This is a genomic window from Stenotrophomonas sp. YJH_SMC_64 (assembly GCF_059371375.1).
The window spans coordinates 88,178-111,427 of record NZ_JCAFUN010000010.1; the positions used below are offsets into that span (position 1 = coordinate 88,178).

General features: G+C 66.9%; 19 protein-coding genes. 2 read left to right on the top strand and 17 right to left on the bottom strand.

What is annotated here, in order from left to right:
* The first annotated feature begins 615 nt into the window (after positions 1-615).
* Both AC5P9L_RS12295 and AC5P9L_RS12300 read left to right on the top strand, forming a co-directional pair.
* Positions 616-3,693 (top strand): TonB-dependent receptor, encoded by a 3,078-nt coding sequence (locus AC5P9L_RS12295; protein ID WP_279915490.1) that lies wholly within the window; start codon positions 616-618, stop codon positions 3,691-3,693.
* Between the two features lie 203 nt (positions 3,694-3,896).
* Positions 3,897-4,091 carry a heavy-metal-associated domain-containing protein gene (locus tag AC5P9L_RS12300; RefSeq protein ID WP_005409441.1) on the top strand — a complete coding sequence of 65 codons (195 nt, stop codon included), beginning with the start codon at positions 3,897-3,899 and terminating at the stop codon, positions 4,089-4,091.
* An 80-nt stretch (positions 4,092-4,171) separates the two neighbouring features.
* On the opposite strand, the gene cueR is transcribed toward AC5P9L_RS12300, so the two are convergent.
* The 17 genes from cueR to AC5P9L_RS12385 form a co-directional block, all read right to left on the bottom strand.
* The gene (cueR, locus tag AC5P9L_RS12305; protein WP_005409440.1) at positions 4,172-4,627 is read right to left on the bottom strand and encodes a Cu(I)-responsive transcriptional regulator; all 456 of its coding nucleotides are present in this window, start codon (positions 4,625-4,627) and stop codon (positions 4,172-4,174) included.
* Positions 4,628-4,638: 11 nt separating this feature from the next.
* Positions 4,639-7,140: a heavy metal translocating P-type ATPase gene (locus AC5P9L_RS12310; RefSeq protein WP_279915489.1), complete on the bottom strand. Its 2,502-nt coding sequence runs from the start codon at positions 7,138-7,140 to the stop codon at positions 4,639-4,641.
* Positions 7,141-7,314: 174 nt separating this feature from the next.
* Positions 7,315-10,272 carry a TonB-dependent receptor plug domain-containing protein gene (locus AC5P9L_RS12315; protein WP_164225670.1) on the bottom strand — a complete coding sequence of 986 codons (2,958 nt, stop codon included), beginning with the start codon at positions 10,270-10,272 and terminating at the stop codon, positions 7,315-7,317.
* A 400-nt stretch (positions 10,273-10,672) separates the two neighbouring features.
* The gene (locus AC5P9L_RS12320) at positions 10,673-11,404 is read right to left on the bottom strand and encodes a copper homeostasis protein CutC (RefSeq protein ID WP_024956874.1); all 732 of its coding nucleotides are present in this window, start codon (positions 11,402-11,404) and stop codon (positions 10,673-10,675) included.
* Entirely contained in the window at positions 11,401-12,399 is a 999-nt protein-coding gene (locus AC5P9L_RS12325) for a glycosylasparaginase (RefSeq protein WP_043035082.1), read from the bottom strand. The genes AC5P9L_RS12320 and AC5P9L_RS12325 overlap by 4 nt, the downstream gene beginning before the upstream one ends.
* Before the next feature lie 51 nt (positions 12,400-12,450).
* Positions 12,451-13,473 carry a glucokinase gene (locus AC5P9L_RS12330; protein ID WP_005413172.1) on the bottom strand — a complete coding sequence of 341 codons (1,023 nt, stop codon included), beginning with the start codon at positions 13,471-13,473 and terminating at the stop codon, positions 12,451-12,453.
* An 84-nt stretch (positions 13,474-13,557) separates the two neighbouring features.
* A complete protein-coding gene (locus AC5P9L_RS12335) occupies positions 13,558-13,842 on the bottom strand; it encodes a hypothetical protein (RefSeq protein ID WP_005409434.1) in 285 nt (94 codons plus the stop codon).
* A 35-nt stretch (positions 13,843-13,877) separates the two neighbouring features.
* Positions 13,878-15,467, bottom strand: a complete 1,590-nt coding sequence (locus AC5P9L_RS12340; protein ID WP_062605920.1) for a calcineurin-like phosphoesterase C-terminal domain-containing protein — start codon at positions 15,465-15,467, stop codon at positions 13,878-13,880.
* Positions 15,468-15,621: 154 nt separating this feature from the next.
* Complete coding sequence (gene hisIE, locus AC5P9L_RS12345; protein ID WP_076738989.1) at positions 15,622-16,242, bottom strand: bifunctional phosphoribosyl-AMP cyclohydrolase/phosphoribosyl-ATP diphosphatase HisIE; 621 nt, start codon at positions 16,240-16,242, stop codon at positions 15,622-15,624.
* Entirely contained in the window at positions 16,232-17,008 is a 777-nt protein-coding gene (hisF, locus tag AC5P9L_RS12350; protein WP_005409431.1) for an imidazole glycerol phosphate synthase subunit HisF, read from the bottom strand. The genes hisIE and hisF overlap by 11 nt, the downstream gene beginning before the upstream one ends.
* Positions 17,002-17,736, bottom strand: coding sequence for a 1-(5-phosphoribosyl)-5-[(5-phosphoribosylamino)methylideneamino]imidazole-4-carboxamide isomerase (gene hisA, locus AC5P9L_RS12355; protein WP_164225671.1), 735 nt, complete (start codon positions 17,734-17,736; stop codon positions 17,002-17,004). The genes hisF and hisA overlap by 7 nt, the downstream gene beginning before the upstream one ends.
* Positions 17,733-18,335: an imidazole glycerol phosphate synthase subunit HisH gene (hisH, locus tag AC5P9L_RS12360; RefSeq protein WP_024956882.1), complete on the bottom strand. Its 603-nt coding sequence runs from the start codon at positions 18,333-18,335 to the stop codon at positions 17,733-17,735. Before hisH ends, hisA begins: the two co-directional genes overlap by 4 nt.
* The gene (gene hisB, locus AC5P9L_RS12365; RefSeq protein ID WP_005409428.1) at positions 18,332-19,405 is read right to left on the bottom strand and encodes a bifunctional histidinol-phosphatase/imidazoleglycerol-phosphate dehydratase HisB; all 1,074 of its coding nucleotides are present in this window, start codon (positions 19,403-19,405) and stop codon (positions 18,332-18,334) included. Before hisB ends, hisH begins: the two co-directional genes overlap by 4 nt.
* A complete protein-coding gene (hisC, locus tag AC5P9L_RS12370) occupies positions 19,402-20,496 on the bottom strand; it encodes a histidinol-phosphate transaminase (RefSeq protein WP_076738987.1) in 1,095 nt (364 codons plus the stop codon). Before hisC ends, hisB begins: the two co-directional genes overlap by 4 nt.
* Positions 20,493-21,788, bottom strand: coding sequence for a histidinol dehydrogenase (gene hisD, locus AC5P9L_RS12375; protein WP_076738986.1), 1,296 nt, complete (start codon positions 21,786-21,788; stop codon positions 20,493-20,495). The genes hisC and hisD overlap by 4 nt, the downstream gene beginning before the upstream one ends.
* Complete coding sequence (hisG, locus tag AC5P9L_RS12380; protein ID WP_099562583.1) at positions 21,785-22,696, bottom strand: ATP phosphoribosyltransferase; 912 nt, start codon at positions 22,694-22,696, stop codon at positions 21,785-21,787. The genes hisD and hisG overlap by 4 nt, the downstream gene beginning before the upstream one ends.
* A gap of 34 nt (positions 22,697-22,730) precedes the next feature.
* On the bottom strand, positions 22,731-23,039 hold the full coding sequence (locus tag AC5P9L_RS12385) for a YerC/YecD family TrpR-related protein (protein ID WP_005416326.1): 309 nt from the start codon (positions 23,037-23,039) through the stop codon (positions 22,731-22,733).
* Between the last annotated feature and the right edge of the window lie 211 nt (positions 23,040-23,250).

Consider the following 23,250-nt stretch of genomic DNA (forward strand, 5'->3'; position numbering starts at 1 on the left):
GAATCTCTGTCGGATATCGAAATCGATTGGGGTCAGATCCGTTTTCCAAAGGAAAACGGATCTGGCCCCAGGACCCCATGTCGTTCCAGGATCAATCCAACCGTCACCGGGAAACTGTCGAAGGCGGGGCGGTGTCGGATTGCGGGGTGTCCGCGGCATGGATGCCGCGGCCAAGCCCCCATGGACGGGTTTACGGCGTCCCCGCAATCCGACACCGCCCCGCCCAACCCACAGAAAACCGGAGCCGTTCTGGCTTTGGCTTTGGCCTTGGCGTCGAGCAGGTGCAGGGCGCAGCCCTGCCGACCCACCCTCCCCTGCGCACGAAAACGATTTCACTGTTTTCAGCAAACCGTCATCCCTTCGCCACGCCAGTACCATATTGCGGAGCAGCATGCGCCCACGGGCGACCCATGCTAAAAAACGCCCGCCCATCGCTTAGATCGATCCAAGACGACATTGCGATGGCCGGGAGTTGGGGGAGCGGCAACAGGACGTACCAGGCCACGCGTACGGTGCAACTGCCACTGCATGGCGATAGCGACAATGTCACTTCAAATTAGATCGATTCAAGTTGTCCGTGCCACGTCACCGGATCAATCCAGGAGAGAGGGAGAGATGGGAATGAAGCATTCAACACGTACGCATGGCCAGGACGCATTGTCGCTGGCCGTCGCGCTGGCCTTGGCCGCCGCCGTCGTTCCGGCCGGCGCCGCCGCGCAGCAGGCAACCACCAGCGCCTCGCAGGAAGCCACCAACCTGGACAGCGTCCAGGTCACCGGCTACCGCTACGCCATCGAAAAGAGCCTTGAGCAGAAGCGCGACGCCAACGCCGTTGTCGAAGTGATCACCGCCGAGGACGTCGGCAAGTTCCCCGACAAGAACGTGGCCGACGCACTGCAGCGCGTGCCCGGCGTGGTCATCACCCGCAGCGGTGGTGAAGGCAAGAGTGTCAGCGTGCGCGGCCTTGCGCCGGACCTGACCCTGACCCAGTTGAATGGCAACTACGTGGCCACGTCGGAAACCAACGACGAAGCCACCCGCTCGTTCAACTACACCCTGCTGCCGTCGAACATGCTGTCCAGCGCCGAGCTGTTCAAGTCGCCGGAAGCACGCATCGACGAAGGCGGCATCGGCGGTACGGTCATCCTGCACACCCGCCGTCCGCTGGACATGGAGTCCAACTCGGGCTTCGTCACGCTTGAGGGCACCTCCTCCGATACCCACCACGATATCGACCCGCAGGCCTCGGCCCTGTATTCCTGGCACAGCAAGGATGAGCGTTTCGGCGTGCTGGTCGGCGTGACGCAGCAGAAGCGCACGACCCGTACCATGGAAGCCAGCACCGAGGACTACCAGTGGTACGGCGCCGGCAAGGCACGCGACGCCTATGGCAACGTGCAGCAGCAGGACGGCATCCACTACTGGTGGGGCAAGTCCGGCTTCAACAACCAGACCGGCGGCAACTACAGCGACTTCTTCATGCCGACCTCGGTCAACTTCGCCGTGAAGGAAGAAAAGCGCGAGCGCAAGGGCGGCCAGCTGACCTTCCAGTTCAAGCCGGTCGACAACGTCACGATGACCGCCAACTACTTCCGCTTCGAGCTGCAGGGTGACTACACCCAGAACATGCTGAAGATTCCGGAATGGAGCATGGCCCGCTTCAACGGCGATGGAAACTGGGCCGGCGGCCGCCTGCTCAACGGCCTGGATTTCGACCCCAGCGGCAACACCGTCACCGGTGCCCAGTTCGAAAAGCTGGCCGGAAAGACCTACTACTGCAGCGAAGACCAGGCCAAGGCCGCCGGCCTCAAGCCCGGCGGCTGGGGCCCGGACGACTGCACGATTCCGACACCGCAGCTGACCGGTGGCTACAGCAAGGAAAAGGCGCTGTCGCAGACCGCCGACCTGACCATCGACTGGGACATCAGCCCGCTGTGGAAGGCCTCGTTCACCGGTGGCCGCACCTGGTCTGAAGGTGGTCCGTCGATGAACTTCCGCATGTCGGCCAAGCCGCGCCGCAAGGTCGGCAACGACTACCTGTCCGGTAACCAGTACAGCGCATGGGACCTGACCGGCACGCCGTCTGCCACCTTCTCGCCCGACCTGCAGCAGCAGTTGATGAACGGCATCGCCGAAGTCGACACCGGCTCGACCGATTCGTCGTGGAAGCGCACCGAGGTCAAGCAGAACTACTTCCAGGCCGACGTGACCAAGCTGTTCGAGTCCGGTTGGCTGGATTCGATCCAGTTCGGTGCCAAGTACCGTGATGGCAAGGTCCACCGCAACACCGGCAACACCTACTGGGTATGCCCGGGCCGTGACCCGGCCGACTATGACAACAGCCGCTACCAGAGTGGCTGCGATCCGACTGCCGGCGATGCGCAGCCCGGCTTCTTCCTGTCGAACCCGATCAGCAACATTGCCGGTGGCTTCAATGCCAACGTGTTCCCGGGCATCAACTACCCGGCGTACATCGACTATCTGAACAAGACCTACGGTGGTTCGCACAACCGTACCGAGGAAGACTTCGTCTACAACGTCAACGAGAAGATCTACTCCGGCTACTTCCAGGCCAACTTCCGCACCGAGCGCCTGCGCGGCAATGTCGGCGTGCGTGTGGTGCGCACCAAGCAGTTCGCGCAGTCTTCCGACTCGATCGAGAAGTTCAACGACTACTTCCTGGACAACGCGTCCGGCGCGCCGATGGCGTGCACCGATCCCGCCGCTGCGGCCTACCCGACCTACAGCTGCGAGAGCGGCTTCGTGCGCCTGCCGCATGACCTGGCGCAGAGCAAGACCTACAGCCTGATCGGCGTGGACCGCACCTACACCGACGTGCTGCCGAGTTTCAACATTGCATGGGACATCACCGACACGCTGGTGCTGCGTGGTGCCGCATCGAAGGTGATCGCCCGCCCTGGCTACACCGACATCGCAGCACCGGGCGCACTGAGCTACTACAGCGAGGAGTACGTCAATGATCGCCGCGTTGCCGGTGGCGCATCGACCGCAGGCTGGGTCGGCCAGGGCAGCAACAAGCAGCTGGAGCCGTTCAAGGCCACCCAGTTCGACCTGGGCCTGGAGTGGTACTTCCAGCCGGGCGCGGTCGCCGGCGTCAGCCTGTTCCGCAAGAACGTGGACAACTTCACCCTGCCGGTGGTGCGCGACACGCCCATGGTCATCAACGGTGAAGCGGTGAACGTGCAGCGCTACGAGACCCAGGCCAATGGCCGCGATGGTGTGTCGCAGGGCGTCGAGCTGTATGGCCAGTACACCTTCGATTTCGGCTTCGGCGTGCAGGCCAACTACACCTACAACGACACCAACCTGGCTTCCATTGTTCTGGACGGGCAGGAAATCGGCTCCTCGCCGCTGGTCGGCAGCGCCAAGAACCAGGCCAACGTGACGGTCTTCTACGAGAACGAGAAGTTCCTCGCGCGCGCCTCGTTCAACCGTCGCGGCCAGGTGGTCGGTGGGCTCAACAATGGCCTCACCGTCTACACCGAGCCGTATGACCAGCTGGACCTGAACGTGGCCTACAACCTGACTCCGGACTGGACCCTGACCGCCTCGGTGATCAATGCCACCAAGTCCGAGCAGCGCGTGCACCTGGGAAGCGACACCAAGGCACGCCTGGTCTCCAATACCTATGCAGGCCGCCAGCTGTACTTCGGCGCTACCTGGAAGTTCTAAGGCAACACCGGGTTGCCCGGGCGTGCCCCGGTGCAACCCACGCCCCGCCCTGGCGGGGACGTTCCTCCACGGCAGCCGCGCTGGTACAGGTGGCTGCCGTTTTTTCTTGTCGGCGCTTGCCTTTCGTTCAGCCCGGCGCTTGACCCTGCCATCGTTGGAAGGTGCACACTGACTCCACCCCAAGAGCACCGAAGGAGCTACAGATGGAATTCCATGTCGATGGCATGACCTGCGGCGGCTGCGCGCGCAGCGTGACCCGTGCGATCCAGCAGATCGATCCCAACGCCAGCGTGGTCGCCGACCCGCCGACCGGCCTGGTCAAGGTGCAGACCACCGCATCGCAGGAAGACGTCTTCGCCGCAGTGAACGACGCCGGCTTCCCGCCACGTACTGCCTGATCCCCTGCCCCCGTCTCACACAGAAAAGCCCGCCCGGTGCTGCTGCACCCGGCGGGCTTTTTCATGCATGCGATATCGAGTCAATGCTTGTGCGTACGCCGCCGCACCGCACCGGTCTTCGCGGTATCGACCGGCACCGGCGTCTGATCATCCTCACCCAGCCGCTGCAGGATCGGGCACTCCGGCCGCTCGTCGCCCGCACAACAACTGATCAGCGATTTCAGCGTGTCGGCCATCTGCCGCATGTGCTCGATGCGCTGTTCCAGATCGGCAATGTGCTGTTCGGCCAGGTGCTTCACGTCGGCGCTGTGCCGCGAGGTGTCATTCCAGAGGCCCAGAAGATCAGTGATCTCGGCCACCTGGAAGCCGAGATCGCGCGCGCGGCGAATGAAGCGCAGACGGTGGATGTCCGCCTGCGAATACGCCCGGTAGCCCGACTCGGTTCTATCAGCGGCGGGAATCAGACCGATCTGTTCGTAGTAGCGGATCATCTTCGCCGACACGCTGGAGGCCTTGGCAGCTTCACCGATGTTCATACGGATCTCCTTCAATGGGTCGCTGCGGCGGCATCCGCCATCGGTGGCTGGAAACGGCGCAGGCGCAGCGCGTTGCCCAGTACGAACACGCTGGACAGTGCCATTGCACCGGCCGCGAACACCGGTGACAGCAGCACGCCCCAGACCGGGTACAGCACGCCGGCGGCCACCGGAATCAACGCGGTGTTGTAGGCGAAGGCCCAGAACAGGTTCTGCCGGATGTTGCCCAGCGTCGCCTTCGACAGCGCGATGGCATTCGGCACGCCCTGCAGGTTGCCCGACATCAGCACCACATCGGCCGATTCCACTGCGATATCCGTGCCGGTCCCGATGGCCAGGCCGACATCGGCTTCAGCCAGTGCCGGCGCATCGTTGATGCCGTCGCCGACGAAGGCGACATGGCCATGCGTGGCCTTCAAGCGGCGCACCGCCTTGACCTTGCCTTCCGGCAGCACCTCGGCCACCACTTCGTCGATGCCGAGCTGGCGCGCGATTGCCTGCGCGGTACCAGCATTGTCACCGGTGATCATCGCCACCTTAAGGCCAAGCTGATGCAGTGCCGCGATTGCGGCCGGCGTGCTCGGCTTGATCGGATCGGATACCGCGATGATTGCGGCCAGGCGGCCGTCGATGGCGGCATACAGCGGCGACTTGCCCTGGGTGCCCAGTTCTGCCGCCAGCGTCGCAAACAAAGTGATGTCCACGCCCAGGTCGCGCATGAAGCGATCGGCACCGACCTCCACCCGCGCGCCATCAACGTTGGCACGCACGCCCATGCCGGTGACCGATTCGAAATCGACCATCGACGGCAGCGCGATGCCCTGCTCGGTGGCTGCATCGACGATGGCGCGGGCAATCGGATGCTCAGAGCGCGACTCCACTGCGGCAACCGCCGCCAGCACGGTGCTGCGATTGAAACCGTCCGTGATCTCGAAGTCGGTCAGGCGCGGGCGGCCTTCGGTCAGCGTGCCGGTCTTGTCCACCGCCACCACCTTCGCGTCCTTCAGCAGCTGCAGTGCTTCGCCCTTGCGGAACAGCACGCCCATTTCGGCGCCGCGGCCGGTCCCGACCATGATCGAGGTCGGCGTGGCCAGCCCCATCGCGCACGGGCAGGCAATGATCAGCACCGCTACCGCGTTGACCAGCGCGAAGCTCAGGGCTGGCGACGGGCCGAAGATCAGCCAGACTGCGAAGGTCGCCAGCGCGGCCAGCATCACCGCCGGCACGAACCACAGCGTGACCTTGTCGACCACCGCCTGGATCGGCAGCTTCGAGCCCTGCGCCTGTTCGACCATGCGGATGATCTGCGCCAGCATGGTCTGCGCGCCCACCGCCGTGGCACGTACCGTCAGTGCGCCCTTCTGGTTGACCGTACCGCCCACCACGCTGCTGCCCGACTGCTTCTCGACCGGGATCGGCTCGCCGCTGATCATCGATTCGTCGATGTAGCTGCGGCCTTCAACCACCTCGCCATCGACCGGCACGCGCTCGCCCGGCCGCACTTCCACCATGTCGCCGCTCTGCACTTCATTGACCGGGATGTCGACGGTGCGGCCGTCACGGATCACATGGGCGACCTTGGCCTGCAGGTTGACCAGACGCTTGATCGCTTCGGAGGTACGGCCCTTGGCGCGGGCCTCGAGGAAGCGGCCGAGCAGGATCAGCGCGACGATGACTGCTGCCGCTTCGTAGTAGACGTTCACCGTGCCCGGCGGCAGCAGCCGCGGTGCAAAGGTCGCCACCACCGAGTAGCCAAACGCCGCGGCGGTGCCCACCGCCACCAGTGAATTCATGTCCGGCGCCAGCCGCAGCAGTGCCGGGAACCCCTTCTGGTAGAAACGGCGGCCGGGAATGGCCAGCACCAGGAGGGTCAGTACGAACTGCAGGTACCAGCTGGCCTGCATGCCGATGGTGGCCATCACCCATTCGTGCATGCCGGGAATCAGGTGCGAGCCCATCTCCAGCACGAACACCGGCAGCGCCAGCGCGGTCGCCACGATCAGGTCGCGCTTCAGTTCGGCGCGCTCGGCATCCTTCTTTTCAGCGGCTTCATCATCGGACTGCACACCGGCCTCGATCGGGCGGGCGGCGTAGCCGACCTTGTCGATGGCCGCAACCAAGGCGGCCGTATCAGCCACGCCGCGCACGGTCGCACGCTCCGTGGCCAGGTTCACGCTGGCCTGGCTCACGCCTGGCAACGCCAGCAGCGCGCGCTCCACGCGGCCCACGCAGGAGGCGCAGGTCATGCCTTCCACGGCCAGTTCAACGGTGGCGGGGGACACGTCGTAGCCCACCCGCTCCACCGCCTGGATCAACGCGGCACGATCGACCGGACCGGACGGGCGGATATCCGCGCGCTCGGTGGCCAGATTGACCGAAACACTGCCCACGCCTTCGACCCTGGACAGCGCCGCCTCGACCCGGCCGACACAGCTGGCGCAGGTCATTCCCTCGATGGGCAGGCTGATGGTGGCAGGGCTTGCGGGGGCTGCAGTGGCGCGGGGCATGCTCATGATCGGATTCCCGGGGTTCCTTCTGGATGCGGACAGGCTAAACCTTGCCATCGTGGGAAGGTCAAATCCAGCCACCCCGGGGGTTCATGATGGGGTTCATCCACGCATGGCGTGGAACTGCTGAGCGGACGGAGGCGCCAGGCGGATCAGGCCCGGCGCCCCCTGTGGGTCTGCTCAGAAGGTGAACACGTACTCCAACGCGAACTCGCGGCCGACCGCCCCCAGCAGGCGGGTCGGGGCGAAGTCGTAATCCAGCTTGTACGGGTCCTTGTGGTTCCAGCTGGCGGCGTTGAAGGCGTTGTTGACGTACACGTTTACCTTCGCGTGTTCGGTCACCTGGTAGCCCACGTTGAAGTTCCAGGTGATGAACGGCCCCACTCGACCGTAGTAGCGCGCCGTCTGCTGCCCGGCATTGGGGTTCGGGTTCGGCGAGCCGTCCGGACGTGTCGCCGGCTCCAGGCAGTTCAGCGACGGGCTGTCGCTGGGCACGTAGCCGTCGGCGAACGGCAGGCAGCCGCCGGGGTTGTCCAGGCGGTCGGTGCCCCAGTGGTAGCGCACGCCCGGCACCGAGCCCACGCGGTCGGCATAGACATTGGCATTCCAGTTGCCGCGCTGCCAGGCCAGGCTCGCGCGCAGCTTGCTGCGCAGGTCGCGGTCGCGGCGTTCCGGATTCGGATCGTTGGCGTAGCGCTGTTCCTTGGTCGAGATCTGGTTGGTGTAGTTCAGGCCCAGCTGGAAGCTGCCCCACTGCGCGGTTTCCAGGCGATAGCGTGCGGTCAGGTCGACACCACGCACTTCGCGGCTGGCCAGGTTGAACGGGCCGCGCTCGATCGACACCAGGCGGCCGCTGCTGTCACGGTTCACGCGGGCCAGGATGCCGGCGCAGTATTCGCCACCGGCCGGATTGGCCCATGGCGTGCCATCGATGTTCTTGCCGGTCAGGCAGCCGGCCTCGCTGGCCAGCACCTCATCGGCGCCGACGTCGACGATCATGTCTTCCAGCTTGATCGCCCAGTAGTCGGCACTGACCGACAGGTTCGGCATCACGTCCCAGACGAAACCGACCGTCCACGAATCACCGGTTTCCGAGCGCAGCAGCGGCGTGCCACGCCGGTTCACGTCGAAGGTGTACCAGACATCGGTGTTGCCCACGCCGCAGTTGTTGACCAGGTACGCGCCACTCTGGATGCAGCGCAGACGGTCATAGGTCTGCACTTCGGAGCTGCTCGGCTGGCCCAGCAGGTAATGCATGTCCGGCGCATGGAAGCTGGTGGCATAGGAGCCACGCACCAGCAACGATTCAACCGGGCGCCATTCCAGGCCGACGTTCCAGGTGGTTTCCTTCTGGCTGCCGATGTTCAGTGCTTCGCTGCTGTCGTCGGCCTTGTAGTTGCCATAGCGGTCATAGCGCGCGGCCGCAGTGGCGGTCACGCTGTCCAGCAGCGGAATCTTGAACTCGACGCCGGCCGAATAGCGGGTGCGCTCGCCGCCACCGCGATCGACGTTCTGCAGGTCGAAGTCGATGCCTGCGCGTGGGTCGGGGCTGAGGTGATAACCCTGCTGCGCGACTTCAGCCACCGCGGCGAACGAGATCGGGCCGGCCCAGCCCTGGAACAGTTCGCCGGTGATATCCGCCGAGGCCTGGTTGACCCAGGACGCCGCACGGTTCTTCGCCACCGTACCCATCTGCCAGTACTGGTCCGGCGTCAGCGGATTCCACCAGCGCGATTCGTTCAAGGCGTAGATCGCCTCGCCATCGGCCGTGGTGCCCAGCTTCGGGCCGAGGAAGTAGTCGTACGACTTCTGCTTGTCGACCACGTTCTGCCGTTCTTCCACGCGGTAGTACGAGCGCCCCACCGTGGCGCTCCAGTCGAAGCGGTCGGCGAGGCGGCCACGCAGGCCGGCGCTCCAGTCCCAGGACAGTTCGCGGTTGGTGTTGCGCAACGTATCCAGCCCGCCAACCTCATTCGGGGTGAACTGGCGCACGCCAAGAATCGGACGGTTGCGGTTGGCGTCCCAGTAGTAGCCGTTGTCATCGTCGATCAGCGACACGCCGGGCGGATTGGTGCCCCAGATCGCTTCGGAACGGTAGACCGCCAGATTGGTCCAGGCCTGCAGGTCGTTGCTGAAATCGAAGGTGGCATACAGGTTGCCGGACACGTTCTCGGCACCGCCGGTGAGCAGCCAGTTGGCGTAGTCGGCGCTCATGCCGCACAGGCGGCCGGTGTTGGTGATGGTGTTGGCGGCGTAGTTGTAGACCAGTCGATCGGCGGTGTAGTACTCACTGCCGAACTTCTCGCAGGTGCCGGTGGGCGGCGCCAGGCGCTGGCCCGTGGTCGGATCGATCAACGCCAGTCCGGCGGTAGGACGGAAGCCGACCTTGCGTTGTTCCATGTTCCAGGACGGGTACGGCGCATCATCGGCATCGTCCATCTGCGGGCGGTCACGGCCGAACAACGGATCGCGCTTGGTGTACTGCAACGCGTAGGTCACGCTCCAGTTGTCACCGGTCTTGCCGCCGGCCCAGGACAGGTCCCAGGTGTCGCGCCCACCCTCGGTGGAGGTGCCGCCACGCACGCGCACCTCGTCGCCGTCGTAGTTGGTCTTCAGGATGACGTTGACCACGCCGGCGATCGCATCCGAGCCATAGATGGCCGAGGCGCCACCGGTCAGCACTTCGATGCGCTCCACCGCCGCGGCCGGAATGTTGCCGTAGTTGGAGAAGTTGGTTTCACCGCCATAGGGCAGCGGGTAGTCGGCCACGCGACGGCCGTTGACCAGCAGCAGCGAGCGGTTCGGGCCCATCCCGCGCAGGTTCAGGCCGCTGGCATTAGGCGTGTGCGAGCCCCACTGCGAGGCAGCTTCAACAGTGCCGGTCGCTTCGGTGAGGGTCTTCAGCGCGTCGTACACGCTGACAAAGCCTTCCTTCTGGATCTGCGCGGCGGTGATCACGTTGACCGGCGCCGGGCCTTCGACGCTGGCGCGCTTGATGCGCGAGCCGGTGACGGTGACCGCGTCGAGATCCTTGGTGGATGAACTGGCGGCCTCCTGCGCGCTGGCAGCCAGGGGCAACAGGGCCAGGACCAGGGCCTGGGACAGCAGGTGACGACGCTTGCGGACGATCTGAGCCATGGGTGGTTGCTCTTCGAAAGTGTGGACGCACGGACGGGTGGTGGCGCGGCACTACGGCTGATCCGGGCACCTGGATCGGTTCAAGACCGTCCCGACACCCTCCCCTGTGGATCGATCCAAACTAAAGCACAGCTGAACCACACCGGGCATGCGGCGATGCAGCAATGCCCGGTGCAATGCCGCTATCGGCCGCAGGAATCAAGAACAATCAAAGGGTTGCGAAACATCGCTGAGAGAACAGCGCACACGTCAATGACATGATCGCGACAATCGCGCGCGGAACGGATTTGTCCGGCGCAAGCCAGCGTCCGGGGTCGGATCCCCTCGCAGAGGGCTCTGACCCGATTGCGTCGGGTGGGGTCAGAGCCCTTCTGCGAAGGGATCCGACCCCGGGCAGCTCTCAGCCGTCCAGCGCCTGTCGCAGCGCGGCCACGGTCGCGGTGGCGGTCTGGCTCCAGTCCGGGTCCAGCCCACGCAGGTCCGGGTTCTGGAACTGCATGGCCGAGCGCCGCAGGCCTTTGGCCGAGGCGTGCAGTTCGGTGCAGCCGCTGCGTCGTGCGACGGCGGCGACATTGGCCGGGCCCAGCCCGGCGCCGGCCATCACCGTGATACGTCCCGCCGCCTGGGTGACCAGGCCTGCCAGCACATCGGCACCGGCCTCGGCACTGACCTGGCCGCCCGAGGTCAGCACGCGCTGGCAACCCAGTTCGATCACCTGTTCCAGTGCCGCCGGCAGATCGCGGGCGGCATCGAAGGCGCGGTGGAAGGTCACCTGCAGCGGCCCGGCAGCCTGCACCAGTTCACGGCACAACGCCACGTCGATACCGCCCTGCACATCCAGCGCACCGATCACCACGCCATCGCAGCCGAGCGCGCGGCACTGCGCGATGTCACGCAGCATCAGTTCGGTTTCCAGCGCGTCGTAGTGGAAGTCGCCCGGGCGTGGCCGCACCAGCACGAACAGCGGAATCGACAGGCGTTCGCGCGCAAGCGCGATGGTGGCGAACGACGGCGTGGTGCCTCCCTCGGCCAGGTTGTCGAACAGCTCGATGCGGTCGGCGCCGCCGGCCTGGGCGGCCAGCGCCGAGGCCAGCGAGTTGCTGGCGATTTCCAGAGTGAGCCGGGTTTTCACGTCTGGGTGCTCGTGTAGATCGACGGCGAGTCGCGCAGGTCATCCTGGCGCTGCCCATCGCACACGGCGTAGACGAAGCCGCGATGCAACGCGTAGGCGCCCACCTCGCCCTGCTTGTTCATGGCCAGGAAGCACACCTGCAATGTCTTGCTCGCTTCGGGGCGCTTGCGCACCACGCGGTCGATGGCTTCACGGCAGGCCTGTGCCGGCGAGCGCCCCTGGCGCATCAGTTCGACCACCAGGAACGAAGCGGCGTTGCGGATCATCTCTTCACCCACGCCCGAAGCAGTGGCCGCCCCCACTTCGTTGTCGACATACAGGCCAGCACCGATGATCGGGCTGTCGCCGACCCGGCCGTGCAGCTTCCAGGCCATGCCGCTGGTGGTGCAGGCACCGGCAAGGTGGCCCTCGGCATCCAGCGCCAGCATGCCAATGGTGTCGTGGTTGTCGCTGTTGCCGGGAATACCACGGCGCTCGGCGTTGATCTGCGGCTGATACTTCTCCGTCTTCAGCCACTCGCGCCAGGCCGCTTCGGCCTGCGGCGTCAGCAGGTGCTTGCGCTCGAAACCCTGCTGCATCGCGAACTGCTGCGCGCCCTCGCCCACCAGCAGCACGTGTGGGCTGTTCTCCATCACTTTGCGGGCCACCGACACCGGATGCAGGATGTCGACCAGCGCGGCCACGGCGCCACAACGGCCATCGCCATCCATGATGCTCGCGTCCAGGCTTAGCACGCCGTCGCGATCCGGGTTGCCACAATGGCCGACGGTGGGGTTGCAGAGCTCGCTCTCGGCCCAGCGTGCGCCTGCTTCCACCGCATCCAGCGCGCTGCCGCCCTGCGCCAGTACCTTCCACGCGGCCTGGTTGGCCGGTACGCCGAAGTCCCAGGTCGAAACCACCTTGGCCCCACCCTGCGTGCGCGCCTGCACGCCCGGCAAAGCCGCCATGCCTGCAGCCAGTGCACCGGCCTGCAGGAACTGCCTGCGATCCACCATCTTCCCCTCCCAGTCTGCAATGCACGGCCGGCCCGATGCCGACCCTGCCGATCAGTCGTGCGTGGGCTGCCGTGCGGCGTGCCAGACCGCTGCGCCGAGCACGCCCAACTGGCCGTGCTCCACGCGCCATACCGGCACCTGGCGCAGCACCTCGGTCAGCACGCCCTTGTTGAGGAAGCGCTCACGGAAGCGGCCATCGGCCAGGAAATCCTGCACATGCGCGGAAATACCTCCGGCGAGGTACACCGAGCGCGCACCGACGGCGATCGCTGCGTCGCCGGCCAGGCTGCCCAGCCACGCACAGAACACCTGCAGCGTTTCCACGGCCAGCGCATCCTCGCCGCTGCGTGCGGCGCCGATCAGTGCCTCGGTGCTGGTCCACACCGGGGTGACGCCGCGCAGTTCGCACAGGCACGGATACAGGTTCATCAGGCCGCTGCCGGACAGCACGCGTTCGTTGTCCACGTGCGCCCAACGCTGCAGCAGCTTGCCCAGCACCTGCAGTTCCAGCGCGTTGCCGGCGCCAAGCGCGGCATGGCCGATCTCGCTGGCCAGCACCGGGCGCTCGCCGTCGGCAAAGCGCAGTGCGGCGCCCAGGCCGGTACCGGCACCCAGCACCAGCGCCGGGAATGCCTGCGCCGGATCAGCATCGCCGTTCAGCGGCACCAGCGTGTCCGGCTGCAGATAAGGGATGGCCAGCGCCACCGCCTCGAAATCGTTGATCAGCTGCAGTTCGCCCAACCCGGACTGCGCGCGGGTGGCCGACAGCGAGACCGTCCATGGCAGGTTGGAATTGATCAGCACATCGCCATCGAGCAGGCCGGCAATGGCCACCACCGCGGTCTGCACCGGCTGGCCAAGGCCTGCGGTGAAATCGGCCAGGATCGCCGCCAGGCTGGGATGCTCGGCGCAGGCATAGGTGCGATGGCTGCCCAGCAGCGGCGCCTGGCCGGGTTGGGTTTCAGCCAGCGCAAGGCGGGCAAAGGTGCCGCCGACATCGGCGACGACCAGATGGCGCGGAAGACCGCCGCGGGCGGAGTCGGAGGAAACCGGGGACGCTGCTGCGATGGTCACGCTGGCCTGCTTGGATCGATTGAATCGCCCCGATTCTCAGGCATCGGGGCGGCTTTGCCTAGCGCGCCGATGGTTCAGGTTGGCCTACATGCCTTCCTGTTCGGCCACCTGCACGCCATCCACCAGCACCCGCAGCCGCTGCGGGCGGAAGCCGGCGAACAGCAGCGGCCGGGTGCGCTCGACCAGCACTTCGTGGCCGGCGATGTGGCGCAGCCACGACTGTACCAGCGAGAACGAGAAGTGGGTGCCCGGATGCAGCGGGTGCTGCACCCAGACCTTCTCGGTAGCGCTCTGCAGCAGCATCGCGCCGGTGAACCAGTGGCGGCTGAGGGTCACCGGCGTGGTGCCGGCCATGAAGCGGATATCCATGCGGGGTCCTTTCGCTGGAGCGGTGGTGTGCGGGGTCAGGGCTGGGCAGTCTGCAGGCTGTAGCTGGTGCTGGCGGTGAACACCGCGCCGTCGGGCTGGGTGGAGCGTACCTCGACTTTGTGGCTGCCCACGGCCAGATCGGTCGGCAGCGCGCCACGCCACAGGTGCGGCGATGCGGTGGCCTCCGGCGAGCGGTCGTAGCCACGCAGGCTGTCTGCAAGATCGTCGGCCACGTTCTCCACCATCAGGCGCGGATCGGGTTGGCTGACCTGCTTCATCGGCTGCCAGGCGCCACCATCAACGCGGTACTCGACCACGCTGGCATCCTCACCCATGTAGACGTTGGCATAGATGCCCCAGGCCGGGTAGGCCCCCTGGCGCAGCACCTTCGGCGCATGCAGGCCGATCTGCTCGCTGGCCGGTTTTCCGGCCACGCGGTACTGCAGTCTGTAGCTGCCATTGCCGGCCACGTCAAGCAACGCATAGCCCTTCGGCGTGCCATCGCTCATGGTGCTGTCGGGCACGCCGGCGGCATTCTTCACGCCTGACCAGAACGCACCGCAGTTGGCGCCGACGTTGTATTCGTGCAGCGGCTTGTCGCCGTTCCAGCCCTCGGCCTTGCCATGGTAGACGTGCTGCTGGGTGTGGCTGTGGCCGCTGAGCACCAGCACGTTGCGGAAGTCCTTCAGCAGGTCGAACAGGCGCTGGCGGTCGGCATGGCGGAAGGTCTCGCGTCCCGGCGCCGCGTCGAACAGCGGGATGTGCATGCCCAGCACCAGCAGGCGATCCTTGTGCAGGCTCTTCAGGTAGCTGGCGAGGAAGGCGAACTGGTCTTCGCGCAGGCCGCCGATGTACTTCGGCTTGGCCTTGGGGTCGTACACCACATCGTCCAGGAACACGAAACTGGCGCCGCCCTCTTCCACCGCGTAGGTGTCCGGACCGTAGATGTTGCGCCAGCTGTCCAGCGAGTGTTCGTCGCTGGCCGCATCGAAGTCGAGATCGTGGTTGCCCGGCACGTGGAACCACGGTACGCCAAGTCCGGTGGTGACCTTGTTGATCGCCGGATACAGGGTCAGGTCGTCGTTGACGATGTCACCCAGGGTGGTGCCCATGCGCGCCTTGGTCTGTCCCACCAATGGCGCGACGATCGACTGCTGGTAGTAGCCGATATCCTTCAGGCTGGCGGTCTGGGAGTCGGTGAACACCAGCATCTGGAAACCACGGCGGCTGTCATGGCGATCAGACTGCAGGGCGAAATCCCAGTTGCGGGTGACATCGCTGGTGGCGGCGATGCCACCGTACTTCAGCGCCGGCGAACCGTTCGGGCGATAGTGGCGCCAGAACGAAGGCAGGCCATCGGCCGCCTTCGGGAACGAATACGCATCGGGCTTGATCACGAATACGGTCTGTCCGTCGCGCACCGGCAGGCTGTAGCTGCCGTCGGCGGCGGTCTTGACGATGGCCTCGCCGTTGGAGACCTGCACCCCGGCCAGGCCCGGATCGGTCGCACCGCGGCCAGGTTTGCCGTCACGCTCCAGATACACCTTGCCGGTGACCACGGTGTCCGCGGCCCAGGCCGGCGAGGTCAGCAACAGGCAGCACAGCCAGGCGGCAGGCAGTTTCATGGGCGGTCCGGGAAAGAAAGACCGCCTATTGTAGATTCCGTTGATGACATCGCGCACGCGATGGCGCATTGCCGGTAGTGTCGGCCGCTGGCCGGCAACCTCATGATCGTCGGGCATCCGGGGCTTGCCGGCCAGCGGCCGGCACTACCACACGTCAACGATGGCGTTTTTCCAGCACCGCACGCGCATCATCCAGCGACAGCCTGCGCGCGCGCAGCAGCACCAGCAGGTGGTACAGCAGGTCCGAGGCCTCGCCGAGCAGCGCCTCGTCATCCTGCGCCACCGCCGCCAGGGCGGTCTCCACACCCTCCTCGCCCACCTTCTGTGCGATACGGCGGATGCCGCCCTCGAACAGGCTGGTGGTGTAGCTGCCCGGCGGGCGTTGCGCCTCACGCATCGCCACCAGCTGGCCCAGCCCGCCCAGGAAATCCTTCGGCGCCTGGTCGAAGCAGCTCTCTGCACCGGTGTGGCAGGTTGGCCCCGCCGGCCGTGCCATCACCAGCAAAGTATCGGCATCGCAGTCGACGCTGATCGACTGCACCACCAACACGTTGCCGGACTGCTCGCCCTTGGTCCACAACCGTTGCTTGCTGCGGCTGAAGAAGGTCATGTGGCCGATGGCCAGCGTGGCCGCCAGCGATTCGGCGCTGACATAACCGAGCATCAGTACCTGCAGGGTATCGGCATCCTGAACCACCGCCGGCAGCAGGCCGTCACCCTTGGCCCAGTCCAGCGCCTGCAATGCGTCCAACGACGGCCTGACTTCAATAGACATCCCGCACCTCGATCTGCTGTCCGCGCAGGTAGCGCTTCAATTCTGGAATGGCGATGGCGCCGCTGTGGAACACGCTGGCGGCCAGCGCGCCGTCGACGTCGGCCTGGTCGAAGGCTTCGGCGAAGTGCTCCATCGCACCGGCACCGCCCGAGGCGATCAACGGTACCTGGCACAGTGCCCGCGCCTGTTGCAGCTGCACGACATCGTAGCCACGGCGCACGCCATCGCTGTCCATGCAGTTCAGTACGATCTCGCCCGCGCCACGCCGTTGTGCTTCGACGATCCAGTCCAGGGTGCGCAGCGGCACCGCCTGGGTCTTGTCCGGATCGCCGCTGAAACGACGCACCCGCCATTGCCCGTCGGCCTCGCGCACCGAATCGACGCCCACCACCACGCACTGCACGCCGAACTCGTCGGCTAGCTCGGTGATCAGCTCCGGCCGGCCCAGCGCCGGCGAATTGATCGACACCTTGTCGGCACCGGCAAACAGCACGCGTCGCGCGGTTTCCACACTGTCGATGCCACCGGCCACGCAGAACGGAATGTCGATCAGCCGCGCGATGCGCTCGATCCAGGCAACGTCGACCGAACGCGCCTCGGGGCTGGCGCCGATGTCATAGAACACCAGCTCGTCCGCCCCCTGGTCGCGATAGCGCTGCGCCAACTCGGCGATGTCGCCCATGTCGACGTGGTCGCGGAAGCGTACGCCCTTGACCACGCGGCCGTCGCGCACGTCCAGGCAGGGAATGATGCGGCGGCTCAACATGCCAGCGCCTCCGCCAGGTCCATGCGCTGCTCCAGCAGTGCCTTGCCGAGGATCGCACCGCCACAGCCGGCGGCACGCGCCTCGGCCACATCGGCCACGTCGCGGATGCCTCCGGAGGCCTGCACCGCCACCCCCGGCAGCAACCCCGACAAGTGCCGGTAGAGGCAGATGTTGGGCCCGGCCAGCATGCCGTCCCGGGCGATGTCGGTGCACAGCAGGTGGCGCATGCCGGCGCGCGCGTAGCGCTGAGCCAGCTCATCCAGGGTCACCCCGGCGTTCTCGGTCCAGCCGTGCACCGGCAGCTGCCACTGCCCCTGTGCGTCCTGGCGCGCGTCCAGCGCAATCGTGATGCGCTCGGCGCCGAATTCCTCCAGCCAGCCGACCACTTCATCGGGGCGACGCACCGCCAGCGAGCCGACCACCACGCGACCGGCGCCGGCATCGAGGATGCGCGCCACATCGTCGCGGCCGCGCACGCCACCGCCGGTCTGCACCTGCAGCGGCGTCTGCGCGCGGATCGCCGCCAGCAGCGGCGCCAGCGTGTAGCCACCGGCGCGCGCAGCGTCCAGATCGACCAGATGCATCCACTGCGCACCCTGCGCGGCGAAGGCCTGCGCGCGTGGCAACGGATCGTCGCCATACGAGGTTTCCTGCGCGTAGTCGCCCTGGCGCAGCCGCACCACGCGGCCGTCGCGGATATCCAGCGCGGGGTAGACGATGAAACTCATGCAGCAGTGCCCTCGAGAAAATTGCGCAGCATCAGCGAGCCGGTCTCGCCGGAGCGCTCGGGGTGGAACTGTGCGCCGTAGTAACGCCCCTGCTCCACCACGGCAGTGAACAGGCCGCCGTGGTCGCAGGCAGCGACGGTGTGGGTATTGAGGGGCGCGGCGTAGCTGTGCACGAAGTAGGCGCTGGCACGCTCCGGCACGCCGCGCAGCAGCAGCGATTCGCGCAGCGGCAGCAGGCGGTTCCAGCCCATGTGCGGCACCCGGATGCCGCAGGCCGGCACCAGCTTGCGCACCACGCCGGGAATCAGGCCCAGTGTCTCCACACCCGCCTCCTCGGAGCGTTCGAACAGCAGCTGCATGCCCAGGCAGATTCCCATCAGCGGCACCTCCAGTCGCTGCAGCGGTTCCACCAGGCCTTGCGCATGCAGGCGTTGCATGCCGGGACCGGCGGCGCCGACGCCGGGCAGGATCACCCGCTGCGCACCGACCAGACCGTCCGCATCGCGCACCAGCCGCACAGTCGCACCCAGGCGCTCCAGTGCGTAGCGCACCGAGCCCAGGTTGGCGCCGCCGGCATCGATCAGCGCAACGTCACTCACAGCGCCCCCTTGGTGCTCGGCAGTGCCGTGCCCTGCCGGGCCAGCGCCGGACGTAGCGCGCGGGCCAGGGCCTTGAAGCACGCCTCCACCTTGTGGTGATCGTTGTCGCCGCGTACCTGCAGGTTGAGGTTCAGGCCGCTGGCATCGCACAGCGAGCGGAAGAAATGCGGCACCAGCTCGGTCGGCATATCGCCCACGCGTTCGCGCTTGAACTCGCCCTCGAACACGAAGTACGGGCGGCCACTGAAGTCCAGCGCAGCGCTGGCCAGCGTCTCGTCCATCGGCAGGGTGAAACCGTAGCGGCCGATGCCGCGCTTGTCGCCCAGCGCCTCGCGCAGCGCCTGGCCCAGGGCCAGCCCCGTATCCTCGATGGTGTGGTGTTCGTCGATGTGCAGGTCACCCTCGGCCTGGATGTCCAGCGCGAAGCCACCGTGCTTGCCGATCTGTTCCAGCATGTGGTCGAAGAACGGCAGGCCGGTGGAGATGCGTGCATCACCCGCGCAATCCAGGTCCAGTTCGACGCGGATCTTCGTTTCTTTCGTGTTGCGCTGGACCACGGCGGTGCGCGGCGCATCGGCCAGCGCATGGGCAATGCCCGGCCAATCCCACTCGCCACCAAACTGCGCGGTGCGCAGCTGGAAACCGCGGATGTTGAGGTTGTCGGCAAACTGCAGGTCGGTGATGCGATCGCCGACCATGCCCGAACGCGCCCAGTCGATGCTGCGGTCCTGCAGATAAGCCGTCATCAGTCCGATGCCCGGCTTGCGGGTCGGCGCGTTGTCGTGCGGCCAGCTGCAGTCGATCAGCACGTCACGGAAAGTGATGCCCTGGCTTTCGAAGATCTGCAGCATCAGCTCGTTGGGGCCATCGAAGCTGGCACGCGGGTAGCTGTCGCTGCCCAGGCCATCCTGGTTGGTGACGATCACGAACTGGTAGCCGGCATCCCGCAGCTTCAGCAGCGCCGGGATCACCTGCGGCACGAAGCGCAGCTTCTCGTAGGCGTCGATCTGGAAATCGGACGGCTCCTCGATGAGGGTGCCGTCGCGGTCGATGAACAGGATCGGGGTCATGCTGCGGCCCTCCGCGCCGACAGGGCCGCGAGCACGCGGTCATTCTCTTCCGGGCTGCCGATACTGATGCGAAGCGCATCGCCCAGCTGCGGCGCGGCGCGCTGGTCGCGCACCACCACCCCTGCAGCAAGCAGCGTATCGAACGCCGCCTGCGCATCGGCGAAGCGGACCAGCAGGTAGTTGCCGGACGAGGCGTACACCCGGCGTACACCGGGCAGGCTGGCCAGTGCCGTTCGCAGGCGTTCGCGCTCGGCGATGACCGTGGCCACGCGCTCGGCGGTGCGTGCCAGCGCGGCCGGCTGCAGGGCCTGCACGGCCAGTTCCGCGCACGGGGTCGGCACCGGATACGGCGCCTGGCAGCGGCGCAGCACGGCAATCAGTTCCGGCGCGGCGATCAGCGTTCCAATGCGCGCGGCCGCGAGTGCGTGTGCTTTCGACAGCGTGCGCAGCACCGCCAGGTTGGCGTGCACGGCCAGCAACGTGGTCGCCGACGGACGCTGCGCGTACTCGACATAGGCCTCGTCCACCACCACCAGTGCCTGCCCGCGCAACGCAACCGCCACCCGTTCGACCTCGTCCAGGGCGATATCACTGCCGGCCGGGTTCGACGGTGCGCACAGGAACACCAGCTTGGCATTGCGCGCCCTGGCGGTGTCGATCACCGCATCCAGATCGGCGCGCAGGCCATCCTCGCTGTCCACCAGCGGCACTTCAATCAATGCGGCGCCCTGCAGGCGTGCGCAGACGGCGTACATGCCGAACACCGGCGGCGTGACCAGCACGCCATCGCGGCCCGGCACGCACAGCGCGCGCACCAGCAGATCAATGGCTTCGTCGCTGCCGCGACCGATCAGCAGCTGCTGTGGCGTCACGCCGTACAGCGCCGCCAGTCCCTCACGCAATGCCAACGGCTGCGGTTCGGGATAGCGCCGGCTGCTGCCCGCGGCATCAGCGGGATTGGCCCAGGCCGATTCATTGGCGTTCAACCAGACCTCGCCCTGCACCGCCGCACTGCGCGCCGAGCTGTAGCCGGCGAAGCCCTGCAGATCCGGGCGAACCAGTGCCAGCACATCATTGATAGCCGCGTTCATGCTGCCACTTCCATGCGCACTGCGACCGCACGTTCATGTGCATCCAGGCCTTCGGCACTGGCGATGATGCGCGCGCAGCCGCCAATCGCTGCCAGGCCGGCGGCGCTGGCGCTCTGCACGCTGATCAGGTTCTGGAAGCTGGCCACACTGACACCACTGTAGGCACGTGCGGCACCCGCGGTGGGCAGCACGTGGTTGGTGCCGCTGCAGTAGTCGCCCAGTGCCTCGGGGGTGTAATCACCCAGGAACACCGAGCCGGCCGCCTGCACCTTGTCCAGCCACGCACGCGGATCACGCAATGCCAGGATCAGGTGCTCCGGTGCATAGCGGTTGCTGATCGCGAAGGCTTCGTCCAACGAGTCGACCTGGATCAGCCGCGAGGCCGACAGCGCCTGGCGTGCGATCTGCTGGCGCGGCAGCAAGGCCACCTGGCGCTCGACTTCAGCCTCGACCGCCGCCAGCATCGCGGTATCGTCGGTCAGCAGCAGCACCTGCGAATCCGGGCCGTGCTCGGCCTGCGACAGCAGGTCGGCTGCAACGAACGCCGGGTTTGCACCTGCATCGGCAATCACCAGCACTTCGGAGGGACCGGCCGGCATGTCGATGGCGGCGGCGCCGTCCTGTGCGACCTGCTGCTTGGCTTCGGTGACGAAGCTGTTGCCCGGCCCGAACAGCTTGTCACAGGCCGGAATGCTGGCCGTGCCGTAAGCCATCGCAGCGATGGCCTGGGCGCCGCCCAGCTTGAACACGCGCTGCACGCCGGTCAGGCGTGCGGCCACCAGCACCGCCGGATCCGCGCTGCCATCGGCACGCGGCGGCGTGCACAGCACCACCTGCGGGCAGCCGGCCAGCTGCGCTGGCACACCCAGCATCAGCGCGGTGGACGGCAGCGGTGCGCTACCGGCCGGTACGTACAGGCCCACCCGGCCGATCGGGCGCAGCATGCGTTCGCAGACCACGCCCGGGGCGGTTTCCACCACGTATCCCTGGCCCATGCCGGCGGCGTGGAAGCGCGCGATGCGTTCGGCAGCTTCCACCATGGCCTGGCGCAACTCAGCCGGCACCGCAGCTTCCGCCGCGGCAAACTCGGCTTCGCTCACTTCAAAGGACGACAGCTCGACACCATCGAAGCGTGCGGTGATCGCGCGCAGCGCGTCGTCGCCCTGTGTGCGCACCTGTGCAATCAGCGTCGCCACCGCGTCGCGGGTCTGCTGCGCCACGGTCTGCACCGGGCGGGTCAGCGCCGCGCTGCGCGCGGTCTCATCAAGTCGGGACCAGATCAGACGGTTCATGCCAGCGACCGCTCCACGCTCAGTACCATCAAGCCCTGCGCGCCGGCGCGCTCGAGTTCCTCCATGCGCTGCCAGCTCAGCGGGCCCGGGCACATGGTCTGCAGGCGCAGCGCGCCGCCATCGGCCGGCAGCCGAACCAGCGGCTCGGCATCGGCCAGCAGCTGCGCCAGCGCGTCGACGCGATCCTCGCTGGCGCGGAACATCAGCAGCTTGCGATCCTGGCGCTGCACCACGCCGTCGAGGCGGCGCAGCAGCATCGCGCGCAGCGATGCACGTGCGTCATCCGGCACGCGCACCGCACCGGCCAGCACCGCCTCGCTGTCGAGCAGGTTGTGCACCGGGGTCAACTGGTTGGCGCGCAGCGTGGCGCCACTGGAGACCAGGTCGCAGATCAGGTCGGCGGTACCCAGGCGCGGGGCGATTTCCACCGACCCGGACAGCTCGACCACCTGTGCGTCCACGCCCTGTTCGGCCAGCCATTGCTTGAGGATGGCCGGGTAGCTGGTGGCAATGCGGGTGCCGGCCAGCTGCGCCGGTCCCTGCCACTGCCACTCCTCGGGTACCGCCAGCATCAGCCGGCACTGGCCAAAGCCCAGTCCGCGCAGTGCCTGGTAGGCAACCGGCAGGCCGATCTGGCGACGTGCCGCAGCCTGCTCGTCCAGCTCGTTGCGGCCGACGATGCCGAGGTCGCAGACGCCGTCGGCGATCAGGCCGGGGATGTCGTCGTCGCGCACCAGCAGCAGGTCCACCGGCAGCGATTCGCCGTAGCAGAACAGCTTGTCGCGGCTCTCGCGCCAGCTCAGGCCACAGGCACTGAGCAGGTTGCGGGCGGGCTCGGCCAGCCGGCCACTCTTCTGGATGGCGATACGCAGCCGGTCTCGTGCCGGCGCTGCCTGGGTTGCACTCATGGGGGAGGTCTCGAAGTTCGGAACGGGGCGCGGATCAGCGCGAAGCAAGGCGGTCGATGGCGGCGGCATAACCTCGATGGCCATGCTCGAGCGTTCGCGCCACCCGTCCGGTGGTGGTCACGCTGACCCCGGTGCGCTCGTGGATCTCGCGATACGGCACGCCCTGCTGCAGCAGCGGCACCACCTTCCAGCGGTCGGCCATGGCTTCCAGCTCGGCCGGTGTGCACAGATCGCGCAGGAAGGCCTCGACCTGTTCCGGCTCGCGCAGGGCGGCAAAGGCCCGGGCCAGGGCTTCAAGGTCGGCCTTCGGGTCTTTGGCGGCAATTTCGGGGCGGGCTTTCACGGGGTCGTTTCCACGCATCAATGTAATAGCGCGTTAGTACATTAGCGCATTCTTGCGCAGTGCGTCAAATGCAGGGTTTGGGGCGGCAGGGCAGCTGCCCCGCACCCGCACCCGCAGAGGCCGGAGCATCGGCACAGCTGGGTTCCGGACCGACCCCGCCCTCGACAGGTGGCCGCGAGCTGTTGGGACGGCCGGGGTCGGATCTGTTTTC

Coding starts and splice junctions, on each gene's coding strand:
- cueR (WP_005409440.1), bottom strand. CDS start 4,627: ATGAACATCGGTGAAGCTGCCAAGGCCTCCAGCGTGTCGGCGAAGATG.
- hisA (WP_164225671.1), bottom strand. CDS start 17,736: ATGAGTTTCATCGTCTACCCCGCGCTGGATATCCGCGACGGCCGCGTG.
- hisC (WP_076738987.1), bottom strand. CDS start 20,496: ATGAACGCGGCTATCAATGATGTGCTGGCACTGGTTCGCCCGGATCTG.
- AC5P9L_RS12335 (WP_005409434.1), bottom strand. CDS start 13,842: ATGGATATCCGCTTCATGGCCGGCACCACGCCGGTGACCCTCAGCCGC.
- AC5P9L_RS12315 (WP_164225670.1), bottom strand. CDS start 10,272: ATGGCTCAGATCGTCCGCAAGCGTCGTCACCTGCTGTCCCAGGCCCTG.
- AC5P9L_RS12325 (WP_043035082.1), bottom strand. CDS start 12,399: ATGGTGGATCGCAGGCAGTTCCTGCAGGCCGGTGCACTGGCTGCAGGC.
- hisD (WP_076738986.1), bottom strand. CDS start 21,788: ATGAACCGTCTGATCTGGTCCCGACTTGATGAGACCGCGCGCAGCGCG.
- AC5P9L_RS12295 (WP_279915490.1), top strand. CDS start 616: ATGGGAATGAAGCATTCAACACGTACGCATGGCCAGGACGCATTGTCG.
- hisIE (WP_076738989.1), bottom strand. CDS start 16,242: ATGTCTATTGAAGTCAGGCCGTCGTTGGACGCATTGCAGGCGCTGGAC.
- AC5P9L_RS12340 (WP_062605920.1), bottom strand. CDS start 15,467: ATGAAACTGCCTGCCGCCTGGCTGTGCTGCCTGTTGCTGACCTCGCCG.
- AC5P9L_RS12310 (WP_279915489.1), bottom strand. CDS start 7,140: ATGAGCATGCCCCGCGCCACTGCAGCCCCCGCAAGCCCTGCCACCATC.
- hisG (WP_099562583.1), bottom strand. CDS start 22,696: ATGAGTGCAACCCAGGCAGCGCCGGCACGAGACCGGCTGCGTATCGCC.
- hisB (WP_005409428.1), bottom strand. CDS start 19,405: ATGACCCCGATCCTGTTCATCGACCGCGACGGCACCCTCATCGAGGAG.
- hisF (WP_005409431.1), bottom strand. CDS start 17,008: ATGTTGAGCCGCCGCATCATTCCCTGCCTGGACGTGCGCGACGGCCGC.
- AC5P9L_RS12300 (WP_005409441.1), top strand. CDS start 3,897: ATGGAATTCCATGTCGATGGCATGACCTGCGGCGGCTGCGCGCGCAGC.